Source organism: Enterobacter sp. T1-1, from assembly GCF_000710795.1.
Classification (GTDB): domain Bacteria; phylum Pseudomonadota; class Gammaproteobacteria; order Enterobacterales; family Enterobacteriaceae; genus Enterobacter; species Enterobacter cloacae.
Genome location: NZ_JALW01000012.1, coordinates 35,934 through 57,443 on the forward strand (window position 1 = coordinate 35,934; position 21,510 = coordinate 57,443).

The window sequence follows — 21,510 nt, forward strand, 5'->3', positions numbered from 1 at the left end:
ATGAAGCTATGTCTGGTGAGTATGTCACACGTCTTTTTCCGCGCCATATGCGCGGTGTTTTCCCGTAAAACGTTGCGCCTGAGTCTGCCTTGTTTATTGCTGGCGGGGTGTGTTTCCCATGTGCCAAAAAGTGCCATTAGCGATAAACAGGAAGATAAATGGCCAGAGAATCAGCTGGCAGATTTTCTCTCAACCCGCTGCGACGACATCTGGAACCTGTCGGGGCATGACGTCGAAACCAATCCTCTGTTCTGGCTACGCGGAATAGACTGCGCGCAGCGTCTGGCTCCGGTTGAAGCCCGCTCAAAAGCGGCGATGCTGGACGACGATACCTGGCAGGACGCCTTCAAGCGCGGAATATTGCTTGGGGATGCCAAAATTACCCCTGTCGAACGACGCACGAACGTCACGCGGCTCGACACCTTTGTGGCATATCTTCCCGCTCAGGTACGCCCTGTTTATCAGCTCTGGCGCGATGGGCAGACATTACAACTTCAGCTGTCTGAAGAGCGCTCCCGTTACAGCAAGCTGCAACAGTCAACCGACAGCGAGCTGGATACCCTGCGTCAGCAGCAACAACATTTGCGTACGCAACTGGATACCACGACCCGTAAGCTGGAGAACCTGACCGATATCGAAAGACAGCTCTCGTCGCGTAAATATCAGCCTGGGAGTTCATCTGCTGCACCGGACAGCGATACACCGAAACAAGAGGATGTGAAGCATGACGAGCCGTAAACCTGCCCATCTCCTGCTGGTGGATGACGATCCCGGTTTACTCAAGCTGTTGGGAATGCGTCTGGTCAGTGAAGGCTACAGCGTCGTGACGGCTGAAAGCGGGCTGGAGGGGCTCAAAATTCTCGCCCGGGAGAAAATTGACCTGGTGATAAGCGACCTGCGGATGGATGAAATGGATGGCCTGCAGTTGTTCGCAGAGATCCAGAAGCAGCAGCCGGGCATGCCGGTGATTATCCTGACGGCGCACGGCTCGATCCCGGATGCCGTCGCGGCGACACAGCAGGGGGTTTTCAGCTTCCTGACCAAGCCGGTGGACAAAGACGCGCTGTATAAGGCCATCGACAGTGCGCTGGAACATGCTGCCCCGTCGAGCGATGAGGCGTGGCGGGAGCCTATTGTCACGCGTAGCCCCATCATGCTGCGTCTGCTGGAACAGGCCCGGATGGTGGCGCAGTCTGACGTCAGCGTCCTGATTAACGGGCAGAGCGGCACCGGGAAAGAGATCCTGGCGCAGGCCATCCATAATGCCAGCCCGCGCAGCAAAAACGCCTTTATTGCCATTAACTGCGGCGCACTGCCGGAACAACTGCTCGAATCTGAACTGTTCGGCCACGCCCGCGGTGCGTTCACCGGTGCAGTCAGCAGCCGGGAAGGCCTATTCCAGGCGGCAGAAGGCGGTACGCTTTTCCTGGACGAGATTGGCGACATGCCTGCACCGCTGCAGGTCAAATTACTGCGCGTGCTGCAGGAGCGAAAAGTGCGCCCGTTGGGCAGCAACCGCGATATCGACATTAACGTGCGCATCATCTCCGCCACGCACCGTGATTTACCAAAGGTAATGGCGCGCAATGAGTTTCGTGAAGATCTTTACTACCGCCTGAACGTCGTGAACCTGAAAATTCCGGCGCTGGCCGAACGTGCGGAAGATATCCCTTTGCTGGCGAATCACCTGCTGCGCCAGTCTGCGGATCGCCACAAACCGTTTGTGCGGGCGTTTTCCACCGATGCGATGAAGCGGCTGATGGCCGCAAGCTGGCCGGGAAACGTGCGTCAGCTGGTCAACGTGATAGAGCAGTGCGTGGCGCTGACGTCGTCACCTGTCATCAGTGACGCGCTGGTGGAGCAGGCGCTGGAAGGCGAGAACACGGCACTGCCGACGTTTGCCGAAGCGCGTAACCAGTTCGAGCTAAACTATCTGCGTAAGCTGTTGCAGATCACTAAAGGTAACGTGACCCACGCGGCACGCATGGCCGGACGCAACCGCACCGAGTTCTATAAGCTGCTGTCACGCCATGAGCTGGAAGCCAACGATTTTAAAGAGTAGTACCGCAAACTTCGAATGAATATGATACTGTGAGCAATCGATTACGACGCAGCTTACAGGCAAGAGTTTAAGGACCCACCATGAAAAAGATTGATGCGATTATTAAACCTTTCAAACTGGATGATGTACGTGAAGCGCTGGCGGAAGTGGGCATCACCGGTATGACCGTGACCGAAGTGAAAGGTTTTGGTCGTCAGAAGGGCCACACCGAGCTTTACCGTGGTGCAGAGTACATGGTGGACTTTCTGCCGAAAGTGAAAATTGAAATCGTGGTAAGCGACGATATTGTCGATACCTGTGTGGATACCATTATTCGTACGGCGCAAACGGGTAAAATTGGCGACGGTAAAATCTTCGTCTTTGACGTGGCGCGCGTCATCCGTATCCGTACCGGCGAAGAAGACGACGCTGCGATTTAACATTGCCAGCGGTTTTGCAGGCCGGGTCAGGCGCAGCCGCCATCCGGCAAAAAAAGCCCCTCGAACGAGGGGCTTTTTGTATTACAGCACTTTATGTGGACCAAAACATTCGTAATGGATGTTGTCTTTATTGACGCCCAGCTCAACCAGCTGTTTCGCGGCATACTGCATAAACGCCACCGGACCGCAGACGTAGAACTGCATCTCTGGCGCGCTGAACGCACCTTCATGCTGGCGTAAATCCATCAACCCTTCGCTGTCAAAGCGGGCCGCTGTACGATCGGCATCCGTTGGCAGACGATACCAGGTGTGCGCGGTGAAACGCGGCAGGGTAGCACCCAGCGTTTTCACCTCATCAGCAAAGGCGTGCACGTCCCCGTTTTCAGCGGCGTGGAACCAGTTAACCTGCGCGCTGTGGCTGGATTTCGCCAGCGTGTCCAGCATCGCCAGCATTGGCGTTTGACCCACACCCGCAGAGATCAGCGTCACCGGGGTATTTGCCTCAACGGCCATAAAGAAATCGCCCGCCGGCGCAGCCAGATGAACCACGTCGCCCACGCTGGCTTCGTTATGCAGCCAGCTGGAAACCTGACCGCCGTCCTCGCGTTTCACCGCAATACGGTAGCCTTTGCCGTTTGGCTTACGGGTGAGGGAGTACTGGCGGATCTCCTGATGCGGGAAACCTTCAGGCTTCAGCCAGACGCCGAGATACTGCCCCGGCTGATAATCGGCAACGGGGTGACCATCCACCGGCTCGAACTCAAAACTGGTAATCAGCGCGCTACGCGGCGTTTTCTCAACAATGCGGAAGGCACGGGTCCCTTCCCAGCCACCGTTCTTGCTGGCGTTTTCGCTGTAGATCTGCGCTTCTCGGTTGATAAAGACGTTTGCCAGCACGCCGTAAGCTTTGCCCCATGCGTCCAGTACCTCCTGACCCGGGCTGAACATCTCGTCCAGCGTCGCCAGCAGGTGACCGCCCACAATGTTGTACTGCTCGGGTTTGATCTGGAAGCTGGTATGCTTCTGCGCGATTTTCTCCACCGCAGGCAGCAGGGCTGGCAGATTTTCTATGTTGCTGGCGTAGGCCGCGATGGCATTGAAAAGCGCTTCCCGCTGATCGCCGTTACGCTGGTTACTCATGTTGAAAATCTCTTTCAACTCCGGGTTGTGCGCGAACATGCGGTCGTAGAAATGAGCGGTGAGCTTAGGGCCTGTCTCCACCAGCAGGGGAATGGTGGCTTTAACGGTAGCGATGGTTTGAGCGTCGAGCATGAGCGCGTCCTTCTGATGTGAACTTAATGATGTATTTTAAATGCATCTTATAAAAATAACCCTGCGATGTAAATGGTTCTTTGCGAGATGAAATATATGCATCACAAACCTGAAAAGAAATCCGTTGAAAATGACGAGGGCTTTATTCCTCAAACCCTTGCGTGGCGTGAAGGAAAACGTTTGCGTAAAATCGTTTGTCAAGACCTGTTATCACAGAACTATTCAGTTATACTGTTGCCCGTCGTCCAACAGGACTGCCTTTTCAGGCCAAATTTTACTTGTTAGCTGAGTCAGGAGATGCGGATGTTAAAGCGTGAAATGAACATTGCCGATTATGATGCCGAACTGTGGCAGGCTATGGAGCAGGAAAAAGTACGTCAGGAAGAGCACATCGAACTGATCGCCTCCGAGAACTACACCAGCCCGCGCGTCATGCAGGCGCAGGGTTCTCAGCTGACCAACAAATATGCTGAAGGTTATCCGGGCAAGCGCTACTATGGCGGTTGCGAGTACGTTGATATCGTTGAGCAACTGGCGATTGACCGTGCGAAAGAACTCTTTGGCGCTGACTACGCTAACGTCCAGCCGCACTCCGGCTCTCAGGCAAACTTCGCGGTCTACACCGCGCTGCTGCAGCCGGGCGATACCGTTCTGGGTATGAACCTGGCGCAGGGCGGTCACCTGACTCACGGCTCCCCGGTAAACTTCTCTGGCAAACTGTACAACATCATCCCTTACGGTATTGATGAGTCAGGCAAAATTGACTACGAAGACATGGCGAAGCAGGCTAAAGAGCACAAGCCGAAGATGATCATCGGTGGTTTCTCTGCTTACTCCGGTATTGTTGACTGGGCAAAAATGCGTGAAATCGCAGACAGCATCGGTGCTTACCTGTTCGTGGATATGGCGCACGTTGCCGGTCTTATCGCCGCGGGCGTTTACCCGAACCCGGTTCCTCATGCTCACGTTGTGACCACCACCACGCACAAAACCCTGGCGGGTCCACGCGGTGGCCTGATCCTGGCGAAAGGCGGCGATGAAGAGCTGTACAAAAAACTGAACTCCGCTGTGTTCCCAAGCGCACAGGGCGGCCCGCTGATGCACGTGATCGCGGCAAAAGCTGTCGCGCTGAAAGAAGCGATGGAGCCAGAGTTCAAAGTCTACCAGCAGCAGGTTGCCAAAAACGCCAAAGCGATGGTGGAAGTGTTCCTGAACCGTGGTTACAAAGTGGTGTCCGGCGGTACTGAAAACCACCTGTTCCTGCTGGATCTGGTTGATAAGAACCTGACCGGTAAAGAAGCTGACGCCGCCCTGGGCCGCGCCAACATCACCGTGAACAAAAACAGCGTACCAAACGATCCGAAGAGTCCGTTCGTGACCTCCGGTATCCGTATCGGTTCTCCGGCTGTTACTCGCCGCGGTTTCAAAGAAGCGGAAGTGAAAGAGCTGGCTGGCTGGATGTGTGACGTTCTGGATAACATCAATGACGAAGCGGTTATTGAGCGCGTAAAAGCGAAAGTTCTGGATATCTGCGCACGCTTCCCGGTATACGCATAATTCTTCTGCTTAGCAGAAATAAAAAGGCCGCGTTTGCGGCCTTTTTTTATGTCTTAACGTCGGTCGAGGGATATTGCTCCCGGTCCCACAATCGCCAGCAGGATAAATGCGCCCGCAATACTGACGTTCTTGTAGAAATTAATCATATTCGGCACAACCGCATCCCCGGTCATGTCCCAGTAATGGTGACCAATAACTGCCGTGCCCAGCGTGTAGAACACAAACAATACGGCGAGAGGGCGGGTGAAAAAGCCCAGCACGATCAGGATGGCGGCAGGGACTTCCATCACCACGGCGATAATGGCCGCCAGCATGGGCATTGGCGCGCCAAGCGACGTCATATATTGTACGGTGCCGTTAAACCCCGTCAGTTTTGGATAGCCGAAGATAATAAAGAGTACGACAAGCGCGATACGGGCAATCAACAACAACAGGTGGCGTGACTGACCGAAATCGAAATAGCGAAGTGAGTTCATGGCAGAAAACCTCTGCAAGTGGAGTAATTTAAACGTAATATACATTTTCGTTCCCTGCCATAAGCCAGACGACTGCAAGGAATGTTAATTTTTCGTTAATTTATAGCAGGCTATCTACTTGCTTAATTTTTATATTCTCGCCAGACTATGGCCTCCATTTCGGGAGGGATTCATGGTCTTGCATTCCACGCGCTGGCTGGCGCTCAGCTATTTCACCTATTTCTTTAGTTACGGTATTTTTCTGCCTTTCTGGAGCGTCTGGCTCAAGGGAATTGGCCTTACTCCGGAAACCATCGGTGTCCTGCTGGGGGCGGGGCTGGTGGCGCGTTTCCTTGGCAGCCTGCTGATTGCACCGCGCGTCAGCGATCCCTCCTTACTCATCAAAGCGGTGCGTATTCTTGCCCTGTTAACGCTGGTCTTTGTGGCCTGCTTCTGGGTCAGCCATCAGTTTGCCTGGCTGATGGTGGTGATGGTCGGCTTTAACCTGTTCTTCTCCCCGCTGGTTCCCCTGACGGACGCCCTGGCAAACACCTGGCAAAAGCAGATCACCATGGACTACGGTCGCGTGCGCCTGTGGGGCTCCATTGCGTTTGTGATTGGCTCTGCGCTGGTGGGGAAACTGGTCAGCCTTTACGATTACCACGCCATTCTGGCCCTGCTAAGCATCGGTATCGCCTCGATGTTGCTGGGCATGCTGCTGCGACCGTCAGTCATGCCGCAAGGCGAAAGTCGCCATCAGGAAAGCGCAGGCTGGCCCGCCTGGCGAAGCCTGGTGGCGCAAAGCTGGCGTTTTCTGGCCTGCGTCTGCCTGCTTCAGGGGGCGCACGCGGCGTATTACGGCTTCAGCGCCATTTACTGGCAGGGCGCCGGTTACTCTGCCTCTGCCGTGGGCTACCTGTGGTCGCTTGGCGTGGTGGCCGAAGTGATTATCTTTGCGCTCAGCAAGAAACTGTTTCGCCGCTTCGGCGCGCGCGACCTGCTGCTGCTCTCCGCCGTGTGTGGCGTGGCGCGGTGGGGCATTATGGGCTGGACGACCGAACTGCCCTGGCTGATCGTGGCGCAAATTCTGCACTGCGGCACCTTTACCGTCTGCCATCTGGCGGCCATGCGCTATATCGCCGCGCGTGAAGGCGGGGATGTGATTCGCTTGCAGGCGGTCTATTCTGCGGTGGCGATGGGCGGCAGCATTGCCGTGATGACGGTCTTTGCGGGCTTCCTGTATCAACATCTGGGACACGGCGTGTTCTGGGTAATGGCACTGGTCGCGCTACCGGCGATGTTTATTCGCCCGAAAGTGGCCGCGCGCGCCTGACTACGATTCCAGCATGGCGCGAATATGTTCTTGCTGCTGTGCGTTCAGCGATTCCACGGCGTGGATCAGCGGCGGTGAGAACAGGGGCAGGGCGGTGGGGTAAGGGGTAATGACCAGCGCCGCTTCGCGCGGAGCTCCCTCTTTCTGAAAAGCCTGCAGCGTCAGATAACGAATATTGAGCGGCAGCAGCGTTAGTTCGCGTAGCTGCTGTTCAATCACCTCTTCACAGGATTTATCCTCTCCGGTTAATAACACCACCTGTTTTTCGTGCAGATCGGTCTCCTGCATCAGCCAGGCGCCAAAAATCACCGCCACCAGACTCATCTCTTCATCAGAAAAACGCAGGCCAAACTCCGTTTCCAGCTCAAACAACGCCTCCTTGGTGGTGCGTAACAGACGGGGGTAAAGGCGATGGATCTCTTCTGGCAGGCTGTTGTCGATGCCGATCTCAAACAGCGACCGGTCCAGCGCCTGTGCCAGATGAACGTAGAGCTGATCGGTCAGCCCTTGTTCATCGCTGAAGTTCATTCCTGTCTGGGCGCGAAAACGGGCAATCATCCGCACGATGGCCCGGCGCAGACGCTGATCCTGCTGATGTTTATCGAGCACCGGATCGGGCGTGCGCAGCATCATAAACAGCAGCGCGAGGAACAGTTGTTCGTCGCTGTGGGTCCCCTGCGGCACGCGGCGTTTCCAGTGACGCACAATTTCCTGCGCCGTAAAGTATTCCCCTCGCGACTGTGTCCAGTTGCGCTGAACGGGGGAAAACTGCGGCGTATTGCCCAGGTGATGCTGGATCAGACAATACTGCAAGAAGAGCTGTAAAAATTGCACGTCACGGCAGTCAAAGGGGCGCTGTAGCTTTCGGGAACAGAAGCTGATCAACGCCCGCAGATTCGTATCGTCATAAAGCGGACGCGCGATGCCCTGCTGTTTAAGCGCGGTTTTAAGCGCCGGGGTAAACTGTTGCGAAACAAAATGTGGGCACAGGCGGAGCGCCCTGCGCAGCCAGTGCAGCAGACATAAACGCTGATTCAGGACCGTGCCTTCAATCCGGTAGCTGCCGTCATGGTGCGTGACAATGTCCAGCCGGTGATAGCGCTGGATTTCATCGCGCGTCTCGGCTATATCTTGCCGTGCCATGGCGTCGTCCACGCCGTTGGTTGCGATTATGCTCTGTGCGGTGACGGCAGCATCGGGCAGGTAAAGCATCAAAAGCACCTGGCAGCGGCGCTGCGAACTGGAAAGCACAGATGGAATTTCAAGCGTTGTCATCATCTGTTGGGTATCCAGTGTGAATGTCTGGTAAGAATAGCTAAAGGATCGACGCTGAAAAGCGTACCGGCAGCCCTTTCACTCAGGATTGCTGGCGAACATCACAGAATTTTTGACGTGAGGAATTGATGCAAACAGTTAAACACAGCGCGATGGCGTTATTTTTGGCGGTTATCACTTTCACCGCCGGCGCGCATCCTCACAGTTTTATCAGTCTCAAAACCGAGCTGGTGACTGACGGAACCCAGTTGAGCGGCCTGAAAATGCGCTGGACGATGGATGAAATCACCTCGGCCGATCTCCTGTATGACGCGGGAAATGCAAAGCCAGGCGATGAGATCTGGAAAAAGCTGGCGGCGGAGGTCATGGCCAACGTACTGGCACAGCACTACTTCACCGAGTTCTGGCATAACGGACAAAAGGTGAAGTTTATGAATCGCCCGACGGAGTACGGCATGTCGCGCGACGGTCATCAGGCGGTGCTGACGTTTGTTCTCCCGCTGGCGCATCCTCAGCCGCTGGCAGGACAGACGTATACCTTTTCCACCTTCGACCCCACCTATTACGTCGATATGAGCTATGCGAAGGAGAGTGACGTGACGCTACCGACTACCCTGCAAAAATCCTGCAAACTCGCTGTTCATACGCCAAAACCCAGCGAAGAGACGCTCAACTTCGCCGTCTCTCTGGATAAAGAGGATGCCCCTCCTGAAGATATGGAACTGGGTAAACAGTTTGCACAGCAGGTGACGTTACAATGTCAGTGATCGCCTCTTCCGCCCGCAAACCACGTCGCTGGCTTCATCTCTGGCCGCTGGTGCTCTTTTTGTTGCTGGCCGTGTGCGGCGCGCTGTGGTTATGGCAGGCCTGGCCGCAGGTTATGATGAAAAGCATTCTCTGGCAGCGTGACGTTAACCAGCAGATGAGTGGGCTACTCAAGGCGGTGGCGGATAACCCGACAAAAGCAGGTGGTTCCCTGCTGGCATTCAGTTTTGTCTACGGGGTGCTGCATGCGCTGGGGCCGGGGCATGGCAAGATTGTGATCGCTACCTGGCTTGCCACGCATCCCTCGAAGCTGAAATCGAGCATCGGTCTGACGCTGGCCTCTTCGCTTCTGCAGGGCGGCGTCGCTATCGGGCTGGTAGTGGTCGTCCTCTCGCTGTTACAGCTTCCCGCTCGTCAGCTGCATCTGAGCAGTTTCTGGCTGGAGAAGGGAAGTTATGCGCTGGTGGGCGTGCTGGGGGGGATCCTCTGCTGGCGGGCGCTGAAAAAATTGCGCGTCCTGCTGCAAAAGCCAACCTTCAAATCCTTTACGCCACATCATGTCCATGATGCCCACTGCGGCTGCGGACATCAGCATCTGCCTACGCAGGCGCAGTTGCAGAGCGGCGACGACTGGCGTGCGCGGGTGATGATTGTTCTTTCAATGGGGATGCGACCATGTTCAGGCGCGATCATGGTGCTGCTGTTCAGCAAAGTGATTGGCGTATTCGGCTGGGGCATGCTCTCTGCGCTGGCTATGGCGGCAGGAACGTCCCTGACCATTTCGTCACTGGCATTACTGGTTCACAGCTTCCGTCAACTGGCGGTAAAACTCAGCGGCAATAAAACGCCGGTGCTGTGGCGACAGGTAGGCTGGACGACGCTCGCGCTGGCGGGCGGGGTGATTCTGCTGGTAGCGGCGGTGACGATGTGGATGAGTGCGGTGCCGGTGGGAAGGGGATTGCGGCCGTTTTAGTAGGGTGCGGTCTGATGTCCTCACCCTGACCCTCTCCCACAGGGAGAGGGAATTACCGGGATTAACGCTTCAGCGCATCGCTCAGTTCATCACGCATGTTTGCCAGCATGGCTTTAACAACGCGTGGGTTACCTGCAACGATGTTGCCGGTAGACATATAGTTATGGCCGCCGGTGAAATCGCATACCAGTGCGCCTGCTTCACGCGCGATCAGCTCGCCCGCAGCAAAGTCCCACGGCTTCAGCGCCAGTTCGAAGTAACCGTCAACGCGGCCGGTCGCCACGTAGGCCAGATCCAGCGCGGCAGAGCCGGTGCGACGGAAGTCCGCGCATTCGGTGAACAGTTTGCCGAGGATATTCATGTAGGTGGTTGCGTGCTGTTTCGCCTTGAACGGGAAACCGGTCGCCAGAATGGTGCCGTCCAGATCGCGTGCATTGCTGCAGCGCAGACGGTAACCGTTCAGCTGCGCGCCCTGACCGCGGGTAGCGGTGAACAGTTCGTTACGCATTGGATCATAAACAACGGCAACTTCAGTACGGCCTTTAATGCGTACTGCGATAGACACAGAGAAGTGTGGCAGGCGTTTAACGAAGTTGGTGGTGCCATCCAGTGGATCGATAACCCATTGAACATCCTGATCGGTACCTTCATGTTCACCGCTTTCTTCGGTGATGATGGTGTGCTGTGGGTAAGATTTGCGGATCGTTTCGATAATAATCGCTTCTGCGGCTTTATCGACGTTAGTCACGAAATCATTGCTGCCTTTCTGGCTGGTTTCTACGGAGTCTGGCGTTTCGTAGTGTTTGGCAATTACATTACCCGCCTTGCGCGCTGCGCGCACGGCGATGGTCAGCATCGGATGCATCGGTCTCTCTCACTGGATGTTAAAGAACAGGAAAATCGGCGCAGAGTATAGCAGCGGGATCGGAATATGTCTCTCGTTTATGATAATATGCCCGAATATTCTTTAGACACTGAATTCAGACATCCAAAACTATGCTGCAAAACATTCGAATCGTGCTGGTCGAAACATCGCATACCGGCAATATGGGCTCCGTTGCCCGCGCTATGAAAACCATGGGCTTAACGAATCTGTGGCTGGTTAATCCGCTGGTGAAACCGGACTCTCAGGCCATCGCACTGGCCGCCGGTGCCAGCGACGTGATTGGCAACGCGCAAATTGTTGATACCCTGGACGAAGCGCTGGCGGGTTGCAGTCTGGTCGTCGGTACCAGCGCGCGTTCCCGTACGCTGCCGTGGCCAATGCTGGACCCGCGCGAATGCGGCCTGAAAAGTGTCTCAGAAGCGGAACAGGCGCCTGTGGCGCTGGTGTTTGGGCGTGAGCGCGTCGGCCTGACCAATGACGAACTGCAAAAGTGCCATTACCACGTCGCGATTGCGGCGAACCCGGAATACAGCTCGCTGAACCTGGCGATGGCGGTACAGGTCATTGCCTACGAAGTGCGGATGGCCTGGCTGGCGACCCAGGAGAAAGTGGCAGAACCGAAAGAAGAGACCGCCTATCCGCTGGTAGACGATCTGGAGCGCTTCTATGGTCACCTGGAGCAGACGCTGCTCTCTACCGGTTTTATCCGCGAAGGCCATCCGGGGCAGGTGATGAATAAGCTGCGTCGTCTGTTCACCCGTGCGCGTCCGGAAAGCCAGGAGCTGAACATCCTGCGTGGGATTCTGGCGTCGATTGAGCAGAAGAATAAAGAATAACGGTGCGCGTTGTTGCCCGGCGGCGCTGCGCTTGCACGGGCCTACGCTTTTGTAGGTCGGGTAAGCGTAGCGCCACCCGACAAAAACAATGAGAGCACGGAAGGTTAAATACCTGACTAAAACAGTCAAGTAAATAGTTGACCAATTTAGTCAGGAATGTCAGACTTGGCCCTGCTATGCAATACCCCATTTTACTATAAAAAACCCCGGGCAGGGGCGAGTTTGAGGTTAAGTAAGACATGAGACTGACATCTAAAGGGCGTTATGCCGTAACCGCGATGCTGGACGTTGCGCTCAACTCCGAAGCGGGCCCGGTTCCGTTGGCTGATATTTCTGAACGACAAGGGATCTCCCTCTCTTATCTGGAACAGCTGTTCTCCAGACTGCGTAAAAATGGACTGGTTTCCAGCGTTCGTGGCCCAGGCGGCGGTTATCTGCTGGGTAAAGACGCGGGCAGTATTGCGGTTGGCGAAGTCATTAGTGCGGTTGACGAATCCGTTGACGCGACCCGTTGCCAGGGGAAAGGTGGCTGCCAGGGCGGCGATAAGTGCCTGACCCACGCGCTGTGGCGCGATCTGAGCGACCGCCTGACCGGCTTCCTGAACAACATCACCCTTGGTGAACTGGTGAATAACCAGGAAGTTCTGGATGTATCGGGCCGTCAGCACAGCCAGGAATCTCAACGCAGCACCCGCGCGCAGGACGCTATCGACGTTAAATTACGCGCGTAATAAAAAGATAAGTATTTCAGAATCAGGCCGGGGCGAAGCTGCCCCGTGTACTCGGTCGTACATCCAGCCGGTTGCCTGATTCCTTGCATTGAAGCGATGTACGGAGTTTATAGAGCAATGAAATTACCGATTTATCTCGACTACTCCGCAACCACGCCGGTGGACCCGCGTGTTGCCGAGAAAATGATGCAGTGTCTGACCCTGGACGGAAACTTTGGTAACCCAGCTTCCCGTTCACACCGTTTTGGCTGGCATGCTGAAGAGGCGGTGGATATCGCCCGTAATCAGATTGCTGACCTGGTGGGTGCCGACCCGCGTGAGATTGTGTTCACCTCCGGTGCGACCGAATCCGACAACCTGGCGATCAAAGGTGCAGCCAACTTTTATCAGAAAAAAGGCAAGCACATCATCACCAGCAAAACCGAACATAAAGCTGTGCTGGACACCTGCCGTCAGCTCGAGCGTGAAGGCTTTGAAGTCACTTACCTGGCGCCACAGAGCAACGGTATTATTGACCTGAAAGAGCTCGAAGCGGCGATGCGTGATGACACCATCCTGGTTTCCATCATGCATGTAAACAACGAAATCGGCGTGGTGCAGGATATTGCGACCATCGGCGAAATGTGCCGTGCGCGCGGCATCATCTATCACGTTGATGCGACTCAGAGCGTGGGCAAACTGCCTATCGACCTGAGCCAGCTGAAAGTCGACCTGATGTCCTTCTCCGGCCACAAAATCTATGGCCCGAAAGGTATCGGCGCGCTGTACGTTCGTCGTAAACCACGTATCCGCATTGAAGCGCAGATGCACGGTGGCGGACACGAGCGCGGCATGCGTTCCGGTACGCTGCCTGTTCACCAGATCGTGGGCATGGGCGAAGCTTACCGCATTGCGAAAGAAGAGATGGAAACCGAGATGGCGCGCCTGCGCACGCTCCGTAACCGTCTGTGGGACGGCGTGAAAGATATGGAAGAAGTGTATCTGAACGGCGATCTCGAGCAGGGCGCACCCAACATCCTCAACGTGAGCTTCAACTATGTTGAAGGCGAATCGCTGATCATGGCGCTGAAAGACCTGGCGGTCTCTTCCGGTTCTGCCTGTACGTCTGCAAGCCTGGAGCCATCCTACGTGCTGCGCGCGCTGGGTATGACTGACGAGCTGGCACACAGCTCTATCCGTTTCTCTTTAGGTCGTTTCACTACCGAAGAAGAGATTGACTACACCATCAAGCTGGTTCGCAACTCCATCGGCCGTCTGCGTGACCTTTCTCCACTGTGGGAAATGTTCAAGCAGGGCGTGGATCTGAACAGCATTGAATGGTCACATCACTAATCGGTACATAAGGAGAATTCAATCATGGCATACAGCGAAAAAGTTATCGATCATTACGAGAACCCGCGCAACGTTGGCTCTTTTGACAACAGCGACGAGAGCGTAGGTAGCGGTATGGTTGGCGCGCCAGCCTGTGGCGACGTGATGAAGTTGCAGATTAAAGTCAACAATGAAGGTATCATTGAAGACGCGCGCTTCAAGACCTACGGCTGCGGTTCTGCTATCGCGTCCAGCTCCCTGGTCACCGAGTGGGTGAAGGGCAAGTCTCTGGACGAAGCACAGGCAATCAAGAACACGGATATTGCTGAAGAACTCGAACTGCCACCGGTGAAAATTCACTGTTCTATCCTGGCAGAAGACGCGATCAAAGCCGCCATTGCGGATTACAAAAGCAAACGTGAAGCAAAATAATTGAGGTTTGAGTATGTCGATTACCCTTAGCGACAGCGCTGCCGCGCGAGTAAGCTCTTTTCTGGCGAACCGTGGTAAAGGCTTTGGCCTGCGACTGGGCGTACGTACCTCCGGCTGTTCTGGTATGGCTTACGTACTGGAGTTTGTTGACGAACCAGCGTCCGATGACACTGTGTTTGAAGACAAGGGCGTGAAGGTGGTGGTCGATGGCAAAAGCCTGCAATTCCTCAACGGCACTCAGCTGGACTTTGTAAAAGAAGGCCTGAACGAAGGGTTCAAATTCACGAACCCGAACGTCAAAGACGAGTGTGGTTGCGGCGAAAGCTTCCACGTTTAATCGCGCGTCATCCGAAACCCCACCGTGGCTTTATTTGCTACGCGTGGGGTTTGTTCTAACAGGCTACCCCTGAGATTGTTATGGATTACTTCACTCTCTTCGGTTTACCCGCTCAATACCCGATTGATCTCCAGGCGCTGACGATCCGTTTTCAGGACCTGCAGCGTCAGTATCATCCGGACAAATTCGCCAGCGGTACTCAGGCTGAACAACTGGCTGCGGTGTCGCAATCCGCGACCATCAACCAGGCCTGGCAGACGCTGCGCCATCCGCTGGCGCGTGCTGAATATCTGCTTTCGCTCCACGGCTTTGATCTGGCGAGCGAACAACACACCGTACGCGACACGGCGTTTCTGATGGAACAGCTTACGCTTCGCGAAGAGCTGGATGAGATTGAACAGGCCAAAGACGAAGCGCGTCTGGAAGGGTTCATCACGCGCGTGAAGGGCATGTTTGATACCCGCCATCAGCAGATGGTGGCGCAACTGAACAACGAGACCTGGGACGTGGCGGCAGACACTGTGCGCAAACTCCGTTTTCTCGATAAACTGCGAAGCAGTGCTGAACAACTCGAAGAAAAGCTGCTCGATTTTTAATTTCGGAAGCAATTATGGCCTTATTACAAATTAGTGAGCCTGGCTTAAGTGCCGCACCGCACCAGCGTCGTCTGGCGGTGGGTATTGATCTCGGCACCACCAATTCCCTCGTGGCAACCGTGCGTAGCGGCCAGGCGGAGACGCTGGCTGACGAGCAGGGCCGCCATCTGCTGCCTTCCGTGGTCCACTACCAGCAGCAGGGCCACGCGGTGGGCTTTGATGCCCGCACTAACGCCGCGCGCGATCCGGCGAATACCATCAGCTCCGTTAAGCGGATGATGGGCCGCTCGCTGGCCGATATTCAGACCCGTTACCCGCATCTGCCGTATCAGCTGCAGGCCAGTGAAAACGGCCTGCCGATGATTGCGACTGCGGCCGGGCTGCTGAACCCAATTCGCGTATCCGCTGACATCCTAAAAGCGCTGGCGGAGCGTGCCACGGCAACGCTCGGCGGCGATTTAGACGGTGTGGTGATTACCGTTCCGGCCTACTTTGATGACGCACAGCGTCAGGGCACCAAAGACGCCGCGCGTCTGGCGGGCCTGCACGTGCTGCGCCTGCTGAACGAACCGACAGCGGCAGCGATTGCCTACGGCCTCGACTCCGGTCAGGAAGGGGTGATTGCGGTTTACGATCTCGGCGGCGGTACCTTTGATATCTCGATCCTGCGCTTAAGCCGTGGGGTGTTTGAAGTACTGGCGACCGGCGGGGACTCCGCGCTGGGCGGCGATGACTTTGACCATCTGCTGGCGGATTACATTCGTGAGCAGGCGGGCATCAGCGATCGCAGCGATGCCCGCGTACAGCGTGAACTGCTGGATGCGGCCATCGAGGCCAAAATTGCGCTAAGCGATGCTGAGTCAGTCAGTGTGAACGTGGCGGGCTGGCAGGGTGAGATCGCCCGTGAACAGTTTAACGATCTGATCGCCCCCCTGGTGAAACGCACGCTGTTAGCCTGCCGTCGTGCGCTGAAAGATGCCGGCGTTGAGGCGGATGAGGTGCTGGAAGTGGTCATGGTGGGTGGCTCCACCCGCGTACCGCTGGTGCGTGAGCGTGTAGGCGAATTCTTTGGCCGCACGCCGCTGACCTCCATTGACCCGGACAAAGTGGTTGCCGTGGGCGCGGCGATTCAGGCGGATATTCTGGTCGGCAACAAGCCGGACAGTGAAATGCTGCTGCTGGACGTTATCCCGCTGTCGCTGGGTTTAGAGACCATGGGCGGACTGGTGGAGAAAGTCATTCCGCGCAACACCACCATTCCGGTGGCACGTGCGCAGGAGTTCACCACCTTCAAAGACGGTCAGACGGCCATGTCCATTCACGTGATGCAGGGCGAACGCGAACTGGTGCAGGACTGCCGCTCGCTGGCGCGCTTTGCGCTGCGGGGCATTCCGGCGCTGCCTGCGGGCGGGGCGCATATTCGCGTCACCTTCCAGGTGGATGCAGACGGCCTGCTGAGCGTCACGGCGATGGAAAAATCGACCGGTGTCGAATCGTCCATTCAGGTGAAGCCGTCCTACGGCCTGACCGATGGCGAAATCGCCTCCATGATTCAGGACTCAATGAGCTACGCCGAGCAGGATGTGAAGGCGCGTATGCTGGCCGAACAAAAAGTGGAAGCCGCACGCGTGCTGGAAAGCCTGAACGGCGCGCTCGCTGCCGATGCCGCGCTGTTAAGCGCCGCTGAGCGTCAGGTGATTGACGAGGCTGCTACGCACTTAAGCGTGGTCGCCCAGGGCAATGACGCTGACGCAATAGAAGAAGCCATTAAAAACGTTGATAAACAAACCCAGGACTTTGCTGCTCGCCGCATGGACAAATCTGTCCGCGTCGCGCTGAAAGGCCAGTCCGTGGACGAGGTTTAATATGCCAAAGATTGTTATTTTGCCTCATGCGGACCTCTGTCCGGATGGCGCTGTTCTGGAAGCGAAGACCGGTGAAACCATTCTCGATGTTGCCCTGCGTGCAGGTATCGAAGTGGAACACGCCTGTGAAAAATCCTGTGCCTGCACGACGTGCCACTGCATTGTGCGTGAAGGTTTCGACTCGCTTGCCGAGAGCACCGAAGACGAAGATGACATGCTGGATAAAGCATGGGGTCTGGAGCCCGACAGCCGCTTAAGCTGCCAGGCAGCGGTGACCGACGAAGATCTGGTCGTGGAGTTCCCACGCTACACCATCAACCACGCACGCGAGCATTAATATGGGACTGAAGTGGACAGACAGCCGTGAAATCGGCGAAGCGCTCTACGACGCTAACCCGGATCTCGATCCAAAAACCGTACGCTTCACCGATATGCATCAGTGGATCTGCGATTTAGAGGATTTTGACGACGATCCCAACGCATCCAATGAAAAAATTCTGGAGGCGATTCTGTTAGTCTGGTTAGATGAAGCAGAGTAAATCACGTAACGGGCTGCCTTCAGGCGGCCCGTTTGCTAATAAGGATAAATAAAATGACCGAAGCGATGAAGATTACGCTCTCTACGCAACCCGCCGATGCGCGTTGGGGCGAAAAAGCCACTTACAGTATCAACAACGACGGTATTACCCTGCATCTGACGGGCAACGACGATCTGGGCCTGATCCAGCGCGCCGCGCGTAAAATTGATGGGCTCGGCATTAAGCATGTCTCTCTGGCAGGCGAGGGCTGGGACACCGACCGCAGCTGGGCGTTCTGGGCCGGTTATAAAGGGCCAAAAGGCACCCGCAAAATTGAGTGGGCCAACCTTGACGAAGCCGGTCAAAAAGAGCTGGAAAGCCGCCTGACCATTATCGACTGGGTACGTGACACCATTAACGCACCGGCAGAAGAGCTGGGGCCGGAACAGCTGGCACAGCGCGCCGTTGACCTGCTGTGCGGCGTGGCTGGCGACAACATGTCTTATCGCATCACCAAAGGTGAAGACCTGCGCGAGCAGAACTACATGGGCATTCACACCGTGGGTCGTGGCTCTGAGCGTCCACCGGTGCTGCTGGCGCTGGACTACAACCCAACCGGCGATAAAGACGCGCCAGTGTTTGCCTGCCTGGTCGGGAAAGGTATCACCTTCGACACCGGTGGCTACAGCCTGAAGCAGAGCGCGTTCATGGACTCCATGAAATCCGACATGGGCGGGGCGGCAACCATCACTGGTGCGCTGGCGTTTGCGATTACCCGTGGCCTGAAAAAACGCGTGAAGCTGTACCTGTGCTGCGCGGACAACATGGTAAGCGGTAACGCCTTCAAGCTGGGCGACATCATTCGCTACCGCAACGGCAAAAATGTTGAAGTGATGAACACCGATGCAGAAGGCCGTCTGGTGCTGGCTGATGGCCTGATCGACGCTTCTGCCCAGAAGCCAGAGTTGATTATCGATATGGCCACCCTGACCGGCGCGGCAAAAACGGCGCTGGGTAACGACTACCATGCGCTGTTCAGCTTTGACGACAAGCTGGCGGCCCGCCTGCTGGCAAGCGCCGCGGCAGAAAACGAACCGTTCTGGCGTCTGCCGCTGGCGGAGTTCCACCGCAGCCAGCTGCCGTCTAATTTTGCCGAACTGAATAACACCGCGAGCGCGGCATACCCGGCGGGTGCAAGCACCGCAGCTGGCTTCCTGTCCCACTTCGTTGAGAACTATCACGAAGGCTGGCTGCATATCGACTGCTCCGCAACCTACCGTAAAGCGGCAGTTGAGCAGTGGTCTGCGGGCGCGACCGGCCTGGGCGTGCGTACCGTGGCGAACCTGCTGACGGCTGAGTAATGCTTTTTGCCCTCACCCTAACCCTCTCCCACGGGGAGAGGGGATGGTTTGCTCCCTCTCCCTTGAGGGAGAGGGCCGGGGTGAGGGGAAAATTCGACATCTGGAATTGTTATGTCCGAAACCAAAAACGAATTAGAAACCCTGCTGGAACAGGCGGCGACCGAGCCCGCCCACCGTCCGGCATTTTTCCGCACGCTGCTGGAATCCACCGTCTGGGTGCCAGGAACCGCGGCGGAAGGTGAGCAGGTTGTTGAAGATAGCGCGCTGGATCTGCTGCACTGGGAGAAAGACGACGGCACCTCGGTGATCCCGTTCTTTACCTCGCTGGAAGCGCTACAGACCGCCGTTGAAGACGAACAGGCGTTCGTGGTGATGCCGGTGCGCACGCTGTTCGAAATGACGCTGGGCCAGACGCTGTTCCTTAATGCGAAACTGCCGACCGGGAAAGAGTTCACGCCGCGTGAAATCAGCCATCTGATTGGTGAAGAGGGTAACCCGCTCAGTACCCAGGAAGTGCTGGAAGGGGGCGAAACGCTGCTGCTCTCTGAAGTGGCCGAACCGCCAGCGCAGATGATCGATTCCCTGACCACGTTGTTCAAAACCCTGAAGCCGGTAAGACGCGCGTTCCTCTGTTCGATTAAAGAGCAAGCGGATGAACAGCCGGTACTGTTGATTGGTATTGAAGCTGACGGCGATATCGATGAAATCATCCAGGCGACGGGCAGTGTGGCCACTGATACGTTGCCGGGCGATGAGCCAATTGATATCTGCCAGGTGAAGAACGGTGAGAAGGGCATCAGTCACTTTATTACCGAGCACATCACACCGTTCTATGAGCGTCGCTGGGGCGGTTTCCTGCGCGATCTCAAAACCAACCGCATCATCTGATTACAGCGGGGTGACTGTCACCCCGTTGCTTCCAGCAGCAGTAAATCCATCAGCAGTACCAGATTCGACTCAAACGACGTCACCCCTGCGGCTTCCGCGGCGTAATGCACCGCCTCGTCATAGAGAGCGAAGTGCACGTCCGCCATGCCCGCCAGCGTATTGGCCGAGGCGCGGGTAAACGCGACAATCGTCATCCCGACGTTTTTGGCGATCCGCGCTTTATCCAGCACCTGCTCTGTTTCGCCGCTGCGCGAGACGGCAATAAATACCTGATAACGGGCGGCGTTGCTGAGGAAAATGTTCCGGCTGTCACCCGGCCCGGAGATAAACGCCGTTTTCCCCAGCACCTGCAGTTTTTTGGTCAGGTATTCGGCAAACAGATAGGAAAACCCGGCTCCGTAGAGAAAGAAGCTCTCTTTGTGACGCAGCAGGTCGGCAAACTGCAGGCGCTTCTCATCGGTCACCCACTGGAATGTCTGCTGATAGTTGGCAATAAACTGGCTGAACAGCGCAGGCAACTGCGGAAGGGCGTTTCCTTGCGTCGTAATATGCGGCGTGTCGGTGAGGAGCTGTTTGCAGTGCCAGATAAACTCGCTAAACCCGCTGAACCCCAGCTTCTGACACAGCCGCATAATCGTCGCGGTAGAGACAAATGTCGCCTGCGCCAGTTCCCGCACCGTGATGTTGCCCACCAGCAGCGGATGCTCCGTGAGGTGGGCGAGTACGCGATACTCCGCGCGGGTCAGCGATTCCCCGCGCGTTAACAGCGTGGCCAGGCGGTTATCCATTATTTCGCGGGTTCAACCGGCAGATCGTCCCGCGCACCCCACTCACTCCAGGCACCGTCGTACAGCGTGACGTCGTTTACGCCGAGCGTGGCGAGCGCCAGGATCACCACGCAGGCCGTTACGCCGGAACCGCAGCTGGCAATAATCGGACGGTGTAAATCCACGCCCTGACGATCAAAAATCGCGCGTAGCTCATCGGTGGTTTTCAGCTCGCCCTCAAACACCAGATCGCCCCACGGCACGTTCAATGCTCCCGGAATGTGTCCGCGTTTCAGGCCAGGGCGAGGTTCGTCCGCTTCAGCGTTAAAACGTGCGGCAGGACGCGCATCGACGATTTGAGCAGTGTTTTCATGGCTGATGACCAGCACGTCGGTCAGGCGTTTCACCACATTTGCGTCAAACGTCGCGTCAAAATCCCCCTCCGGCAGCGTCACGTCCCCCTGCTGCAGCGGCAGTTCGTCGCGCTTCCAGCCAGCCAGACCCCCCGCCAGAATCGAGACTTTCTCGACGCCGAAGTTTTTCAGCATCCACCACGCGCGCGGGGCAGAGAAGAGGTTACCTTCATCATAAACAACGAGGTGTTTGTCTTTGCTGATGCCCAGCTCGCGCATCGCTACGGAGAAGGCTTCCGGGCGCGGCAGCATGTGCGGCAGAGGGGAGGTGTGATCTGAGAGGGCTTCGATATCAAAAAATACCGCGCCCGGCAGGTGCCCTGCGCGGTATTCACCGGGTACGTCACGATGCTCCTGACCCGGAGGAGCCATACGCGCGTCAATAATCTGCACTTCAGGATCGTCGCCGTGCTCAATCAGCCAGTCGGCGGAGACAAAATATGAGGTGGACATGGGTT

24 protein-coding genes are annotated in these 21,510 nt (G+C 56.3%); 18 read left to right on the plus strand and 6 right to left on the minus strand.

The features are described from left to right. The 3 genes from qseG (at position 1) to glnB (ending at position 2,481) form a co-directional block, all read left to right on the plus strand. Positions 1-738, plus strand: coding sequence for a two-component system QseEF-associated lipoprotein QseG (gene qseG / locus AK59_RS0105320; RefSeq protein WP_029882228.1), 738 nt, complete (start codon positions 1-3; stop codon positions 736-738). Continuing rightward, positions 725-2,062, plus strand: a complete 1,338-nt coding sequence (glrR, locus tag AK59_RS0105325; RefSeq protein WP_013098304.1) for a two-component system response regulator GlrR — start codon at positions 725-727, stop codon at positions 2,060-2,062. Before qseG ends, glrR begins: the two co-directional genes overlap by 14 nt. 80 nt (positions 2,063-2,142) lie before the next feature. Further along, a complete protein-coding gene (gene glnB, locus AK59_RS0105330) occupies positions 2,143-2,481 on the plus strand; it encodes a nitrogen regulatory protein P-II (protein ID WP_003860685.1) in 339 nt (112 codons plus the stop codon). 81 nt (positions 2,482-2,562) lie between these two features. Here the strand turns inward: glnB and hmpA are convergent, their stop codons facing one another. Beyond that, positions 2,563-3,753, minus strand: coding sequence for an NO-inducible flavohemoprotein (hmpA, locus tag AK59_RS0105335; RefSeq protein ID WP_029882229.1), 1,191 nt, complete (start codon positions 3,751-3,753; stop codon positions 2,563-2,565). A 303-nt stretch (positions 3,754-4,056) separates the two neighbouring features. Here hmpA and glyA point away from each other — a divergent pair, with 303 nt between their 5' ends. Beyond that, positions 4,057-5,310: a serine hydroxymethyltransferase gene (gene glyA, locus AK59_RS0105340; protein WP_013098302.1), complete on the plus strand. Its 1,254-nt coding sequence runs from the start codon at positions 4,057-4,059 to the stop codon at positions 5,308-5,310. Between the two features lie 53 nt (positions 5,311-5,363). Here glyA and AK59_RS0105345 read toward each other — a convergent pair whose 3' ends face one another. Next, positions 5,364-5,786 carry a DoxX family protein gene (locus tag AK59_RS0105345; RefSeq protein ID WP_013098301.1) on the minus strand — a complete coding sequence of 141 codons (423 nt, stop codon included), beginning with the start codon at positions 5,784-5,786 and terminating at the stop codon, positions 5,364-5,366. 172 nt (positions 5,787-5,958) lie between these two features. Here AK59_RS0105345 and AK59_RS0105350 point away from each other — a divergent pair, with 172 nt between their 5' ends. Beyond that, entirely contained in the window at positions 5,959-7,098 is a 1,140-nt protein-coding gene (locus tag AK59_RS0105350) for a 3-phenylpropionate MFS transporter (protein WP_020690043.1), read from the plus strand. On the opposite strand, the gene csiE is transcribed toward AK59_RS0105350, so the two are convergent. Continuing rightward, positions 7,099-8,376, minus strand: a complete 1,278-nt coding sequence (gene csiE / locus AK59_RS0105355; RefSeq protein ID WP_029882230.1) for a stationary phase inducible protein CsiE — start codon at positions 8,374-8,376, stop codon at positions 7,099-7,101. Positions 8,377-8,501: 125 nt separating this feature from the next. Here csiE and AK59_RS0105360 point away from each other — a divergent pair, with 125 nt between their 5' ends. Both AK59_RS0105360 and AK59_RS0105365 read left to right on the plus strand, forming a co-directional pair. Beyond that, positions 8,502-9,140: a DUF1007 family protein gene (locus AK59_RS0105360; RefSeq protein ID WP_029882231.1), complete on the plus strand. Its 639-nt coding sequence runs from the start codon at positions 8,502-8,504 to the stop codon at positions 9,138-9,140. After that, positions 9,131-10,111: a nickel/cobalt transporter gene (locus tag AK59_RS0105365; protein WP_029882232.1), complete on the plus strand. Its 981-nt coding sequence runs from the start codon at positions 9,131-9,133 to the stop codon at positions 10,109-10,111. The genes AK59_RS0105360 and AK59_RS0105365 overlap by 10 nt, the downstream gene beginning before the upstream one ends. Positions 10,112-10,172: 61 nt before the next feature. Here the strand turns inward: AK59_RS0105365 and suhB are convergent, their stop codons facing one another. Then, positions 10,173-10,976: an inositol-1-monophosphatase gene (suhB, locus tag AK59_RS0105370; protein ID WP_013098296.1), complete on the minus strand. Its 804-nt coding sequence runs from the start codon at positions 10,974-10,976 to the stop codon at positions 10,173-10,175. A gap of 131 nt (positions 10,977-11,107) precedes the next feature. On the opposite strand from suhB, the gene trmJ reads away from it, so the two are divergent. The 11 genes from trmJ (at position 11,108) to sseB (ending at position 19,872) form a co-directional block, all read left to right on the plus strand. Continuing rightward, the gene (gene trmJ, locus AK59_RS0105375; RefSeq protein ID WP_013098295.1) at positions 11,108-11,833 is read left to right on the plus strand and encodes a tRNA (cytosine(32)/uridine(32)-2'-O)-methyltransferase TrmJ; all 726 of its coding nucleotides are present in this window, start codon (positions 11,108-11,110) and stop codon (positions 11,831-11,833) included. Between the two features lie 239 nt (positions 11,834-12,072). After that, positions 12,073-12,564: a Fe-S cluster assembly transcriptional regulator IscR gene (iscR, locus tag AK59_RS0105380; protein ID WP_013098294.1), complete on the plus strand. Its 492-nt coding sequence runs from the start codon at positions 12,073-12,075 to the stop codon at positions 12,562-12,564. 117 nt (positions 12,565-12,681) lie between these two features. Beyond that, complete coding sequence (gene iscS / locus AK59_RS0105385) at positions 12,682-13,896, plus strand: cysteine desulfurase (RefSeq protein WP_003860663.1); 1,215 nt, start codon at positions 12,682-12,684, stop codon at positions 13,894-13,896. Positions 13,897-13,920: 24 nt separating this feature from the next. After that, positions 13,921-14,307: a Fe-S cluster assembly scaffold IscU gene (gene iscU / locus AK59_RS0105390; RefSeq protein WP_003860661.1), complete on the plus strand. Its 387-nt coding sequence runs from the start codon at positions 13,921-13,923 to the stop codon at positions 14,305-14,307. A gap of 13 nt (positions 14,308-14,320) precedes the next feature. After that, positions 14,321-14,644, plus strand: a complete 324-nt coding sequence (iscA, locus tag AK59_RS0105395; protein WP_003860659.1) for an iron-sulfur cluster assembly protein IscA — start codon at positions 14,321-14,323, stop codon at positions 14,642-14,644. A gap of 80 nt (positions 14,645-14,724) precedes the next feature. After that, positions 14,725-15,240, plus strand: a complete 516-nt coding sequence (hscB, locus tag AK59_RS0105400; protein ID WP_020690034.1) for a co-chaperone HscB — start codon at positions 14,725-14,727, stop codon at positions 15,238-15,240. Positions 15,241-15,254: 14 nt separating this feature from the next. Next, on the plus strand, positions 15,255-17,105 hold the full coding sequence (gene hscA / locus AK59_RS0105405) for a Fe-S protein assembly chaperone HscA (protein ID WP_029882233.1): 1,851 nt from the start codon (positions 15,255-15,257) through the stop codon (positions 17,103-17,105). A gap of 1 nt (position 17,106) precedes the next feature. Beyond that, complete coding sequence (fdx, locus tag AK59_RS0105410) at positions 17,107-17,442, plus strand: ISC system 2Fe-2S type ferredoxin (protein ID WP_003860652.1); 336 nt, start codon at positions 17,107-17,109, stop codon at positions 17,440-17,442. A 1-nt stretch (position 17,443) separates the two neighbouring features. Then, entirely contained in the window at positions 17,444-17,644 is a 201-nt protein-coding gene (iscX, locus tag AK59_RS0105415) for a Fe-S cluster assembly protein IscX (RefSeq protein ID WP_003860650.1), read from the plus strand. A gap of 53 nt (positions 17,645-17,697) precedes the next feature. Beyond that, complete coding sequence (gene pepB / locus AK59_RS0105420) at positions 17,698-18,984, plus strand: aminopeptidase PepB (RefSeq protein WP_013098291.1); 1,287 nt, start codon at positions 17,698-17,700, stop codon at positions 18,982-18,984. 111 nt (positions 18,985-19,095) lie between these two features. Beyond that, positions 19,096-19,872, plus strand: a complete 777-nt coding sequence (gene sseB, locus AK59_RS0105425; protein WP_029882234.1) for an enhanced serine sensitivity protein SseB — start codon at positions 19,096-19,098, stop codon at positions 19,870-19,872. A gap of 17 nt (positions 19,873-19,889) precedes the next feature. Here the strand turns inward: sseB and AK59_RS0105430 are convergent, their stop codons facing one another. After that, positions 19,890-20,660, minus strand: coding sequence for a MurR/RpiR family transcriptional regulator (locus tag AK59_RS0105430; RefSeq protein ID WP_013098289.1), 771 nt, complete (start codon positions 20,658-20,660; stop codon positions 19,890-19,892). Further along, complete coding sequence (sseA, locus tag AK59_RS0105435) at positions 20,660-21,505, minus strand: 3-mercaptopyruvate sulfurtransferase (RefSeq protein ID WP_029882235.1); 846 nt, start codon at positions 21,503-21,505, stop codon at positions 20,660-20,662. The genes AK59_RS0105430 and sseA overlap by 1 nt, the downstream gene beginning before the upstream one ends. Between the last annotated feature and the right edge of the window lie 5 nt (positions 21,506-21,510).

Excerpts from the sequence above, each read along its gene's own strand:
- qseG (WP_029882228.1), top strand. The coding sequence starts at position 1 with ATGAAGCTATGTCTGGTGAGTATGTCACACGTCTTTTTCCGCGCCATA.
- glrR (WP_013098304.1), top strand. The coding sequence starts at position 725 with ATGACGAGCCGTAAACCTGCCCATCTCCTGCTGGTGGATGACGATCCC.
- glnB (WP_003860685.1), top strand. The coding sequence starts at position 2,143 with ATGAAAAAGATTGATGCGATTATTAAACCTTTCAAACTGGATGATGTA.
- hmpA (WP_029882229.1), bottom strand. The coding sequence starts at position 3,753 with ATGCTCGACGCTCAAACCATCGCTACCGTTAAAGCCACCATTCCCCTG.
- glyA (WP_013098302.1), top strand. The coding sequence starts at position 4,057 with ATGTTAAAGCGTGAAATGAACATTGCCGATTATGATGCCGAACTGTGG.
- AK59_RS0105345 (WP_013098301.1), bottom strand. The coding sequence starts at position 5,786 with ATGAACTCACTTCGCTATTTCGATTTCGGTCAGTCACGCCACCTGTTG.
- AK59_RS0105350 (WP_020690043.1), top strand. The coding sequence starts at position 5,959 with ATGGTCTTGCATTCCACGCGCTGGCTGGCGCTCAGCTATTTCACCTAT.
- csiE (WP_029882230.1), bottom strand. The coding sequence starts at position 8,376 with ATGATGACAACGCTTGAAATTCCATCTGTGCTTTCCAGTTCGCAGCGC.
- AK59_RS0105360 (WP_029882231.1), top strand. The coding sequence starts at position 8,502 with ATGCAAACAGTTAAACACAGCGCGATGGCGTTATTTTTGGCGGTTATC.
- AK59_RS0105365 (WP_029882232.1), top strand. The coding sequence starts at position 9,131 with ATGTCAGTGATCGCCTCTTCCGCCCGCAAACCACGTCGCTGGCTTCAT.
- suhB (WP_013098296.1), bottom strand. The coding sequence starts at position 10,976 with ATGCATCCGATGCTGACCATCGCCGTGCGCGCAGCGCGCAAGGCGGGT.
- trmJ (WP_013098295.1), top strand. The coding sequence starts at position 11,108 with ATGCTGCAAAACATTCGAATCGTGCTGGTCGAAACATCGCATACCGGC.
- iscR (WP_013098294.1), top strand. The coding sequence starts at position 12,073 with ATGAGACTGACATCTAAAGGGCGTTATGCCGTAACCGCGATGCTGGAC.
- iscS (WP_003860663.1), top strand. The coding sequence starts at position 12,682 with ATGAAATTACCGATTTATCTCGACTACTCCGCAACCACGCCGGTGGAC.
- iscU (WP_003860661.1), top strand. The coding sequence starts at position 13,921 with ATGGCATACAGCGAAAAAGTTATCGATCATTACGAGAACCCGCGCAAC.
- iscA (WP_003860659.1), top strand. The coding sequence starts at position 14,321 with ATGTCGATTACCCTTAGCGACAGCGCTGCCGCGCGAGTAAGCTCTTTT.
- hscB (WP_020690034.1), top strand. The coding sequence starts at position 14,725 with ATGGATTACTTCACTCTCTTCGGTTTACCCGCTCAATACCCGATTGAT.
- hscA (WP_029882233.1), top strand. The coding sequence starts at position 15,255 with ATGGCCTTATTACAAATTAGTGAGCCTGGCTTAAGTGCCGCACCGCAC.
- fdx (WP_003860652.1), top strand. The coding sequence starts at position 17,107 with ATGCCAAAGATTGTTATTTTGCCTCATGCGGACCTCTGTCCGGATGGC.
- iscX (WP_003860650.1), top strand. The coding sequence starts at position 17,444 with ATGGGACTGAAGTGGACAGACAGCCGTGAAATCGGCGAAGCGCTCTAC.
- pepB (WP_013098291.1), top strand. The coding sequence starts at position 17,698 with ATGACCGAAGCGATGAAGATTACGCTCTCTACGCAACCCGCCGATGCG.
- sseB (WP_029882234.1), top strand. The coding sequence starts at position 19,096 with ATGTCCGAAACCAAAAACGAATTAGAAACCCTGCTGGAACAGGCGGCG.
- AK59_RS0105430 (WP_013098289.1), bottom strand. The coding sequence starts at position 20,660 with ATGGATAACCGCCTGGCCACGCTGTTAACGCGCGGGGAATCGCTGACC.
- sseA (WP_029882235.1), bottom strand. The coding sequence starts at position 21,505 with ATGTCCACCTCATATTTTGTCTCCGCCGACTGGCTGATTGAGCACGGC.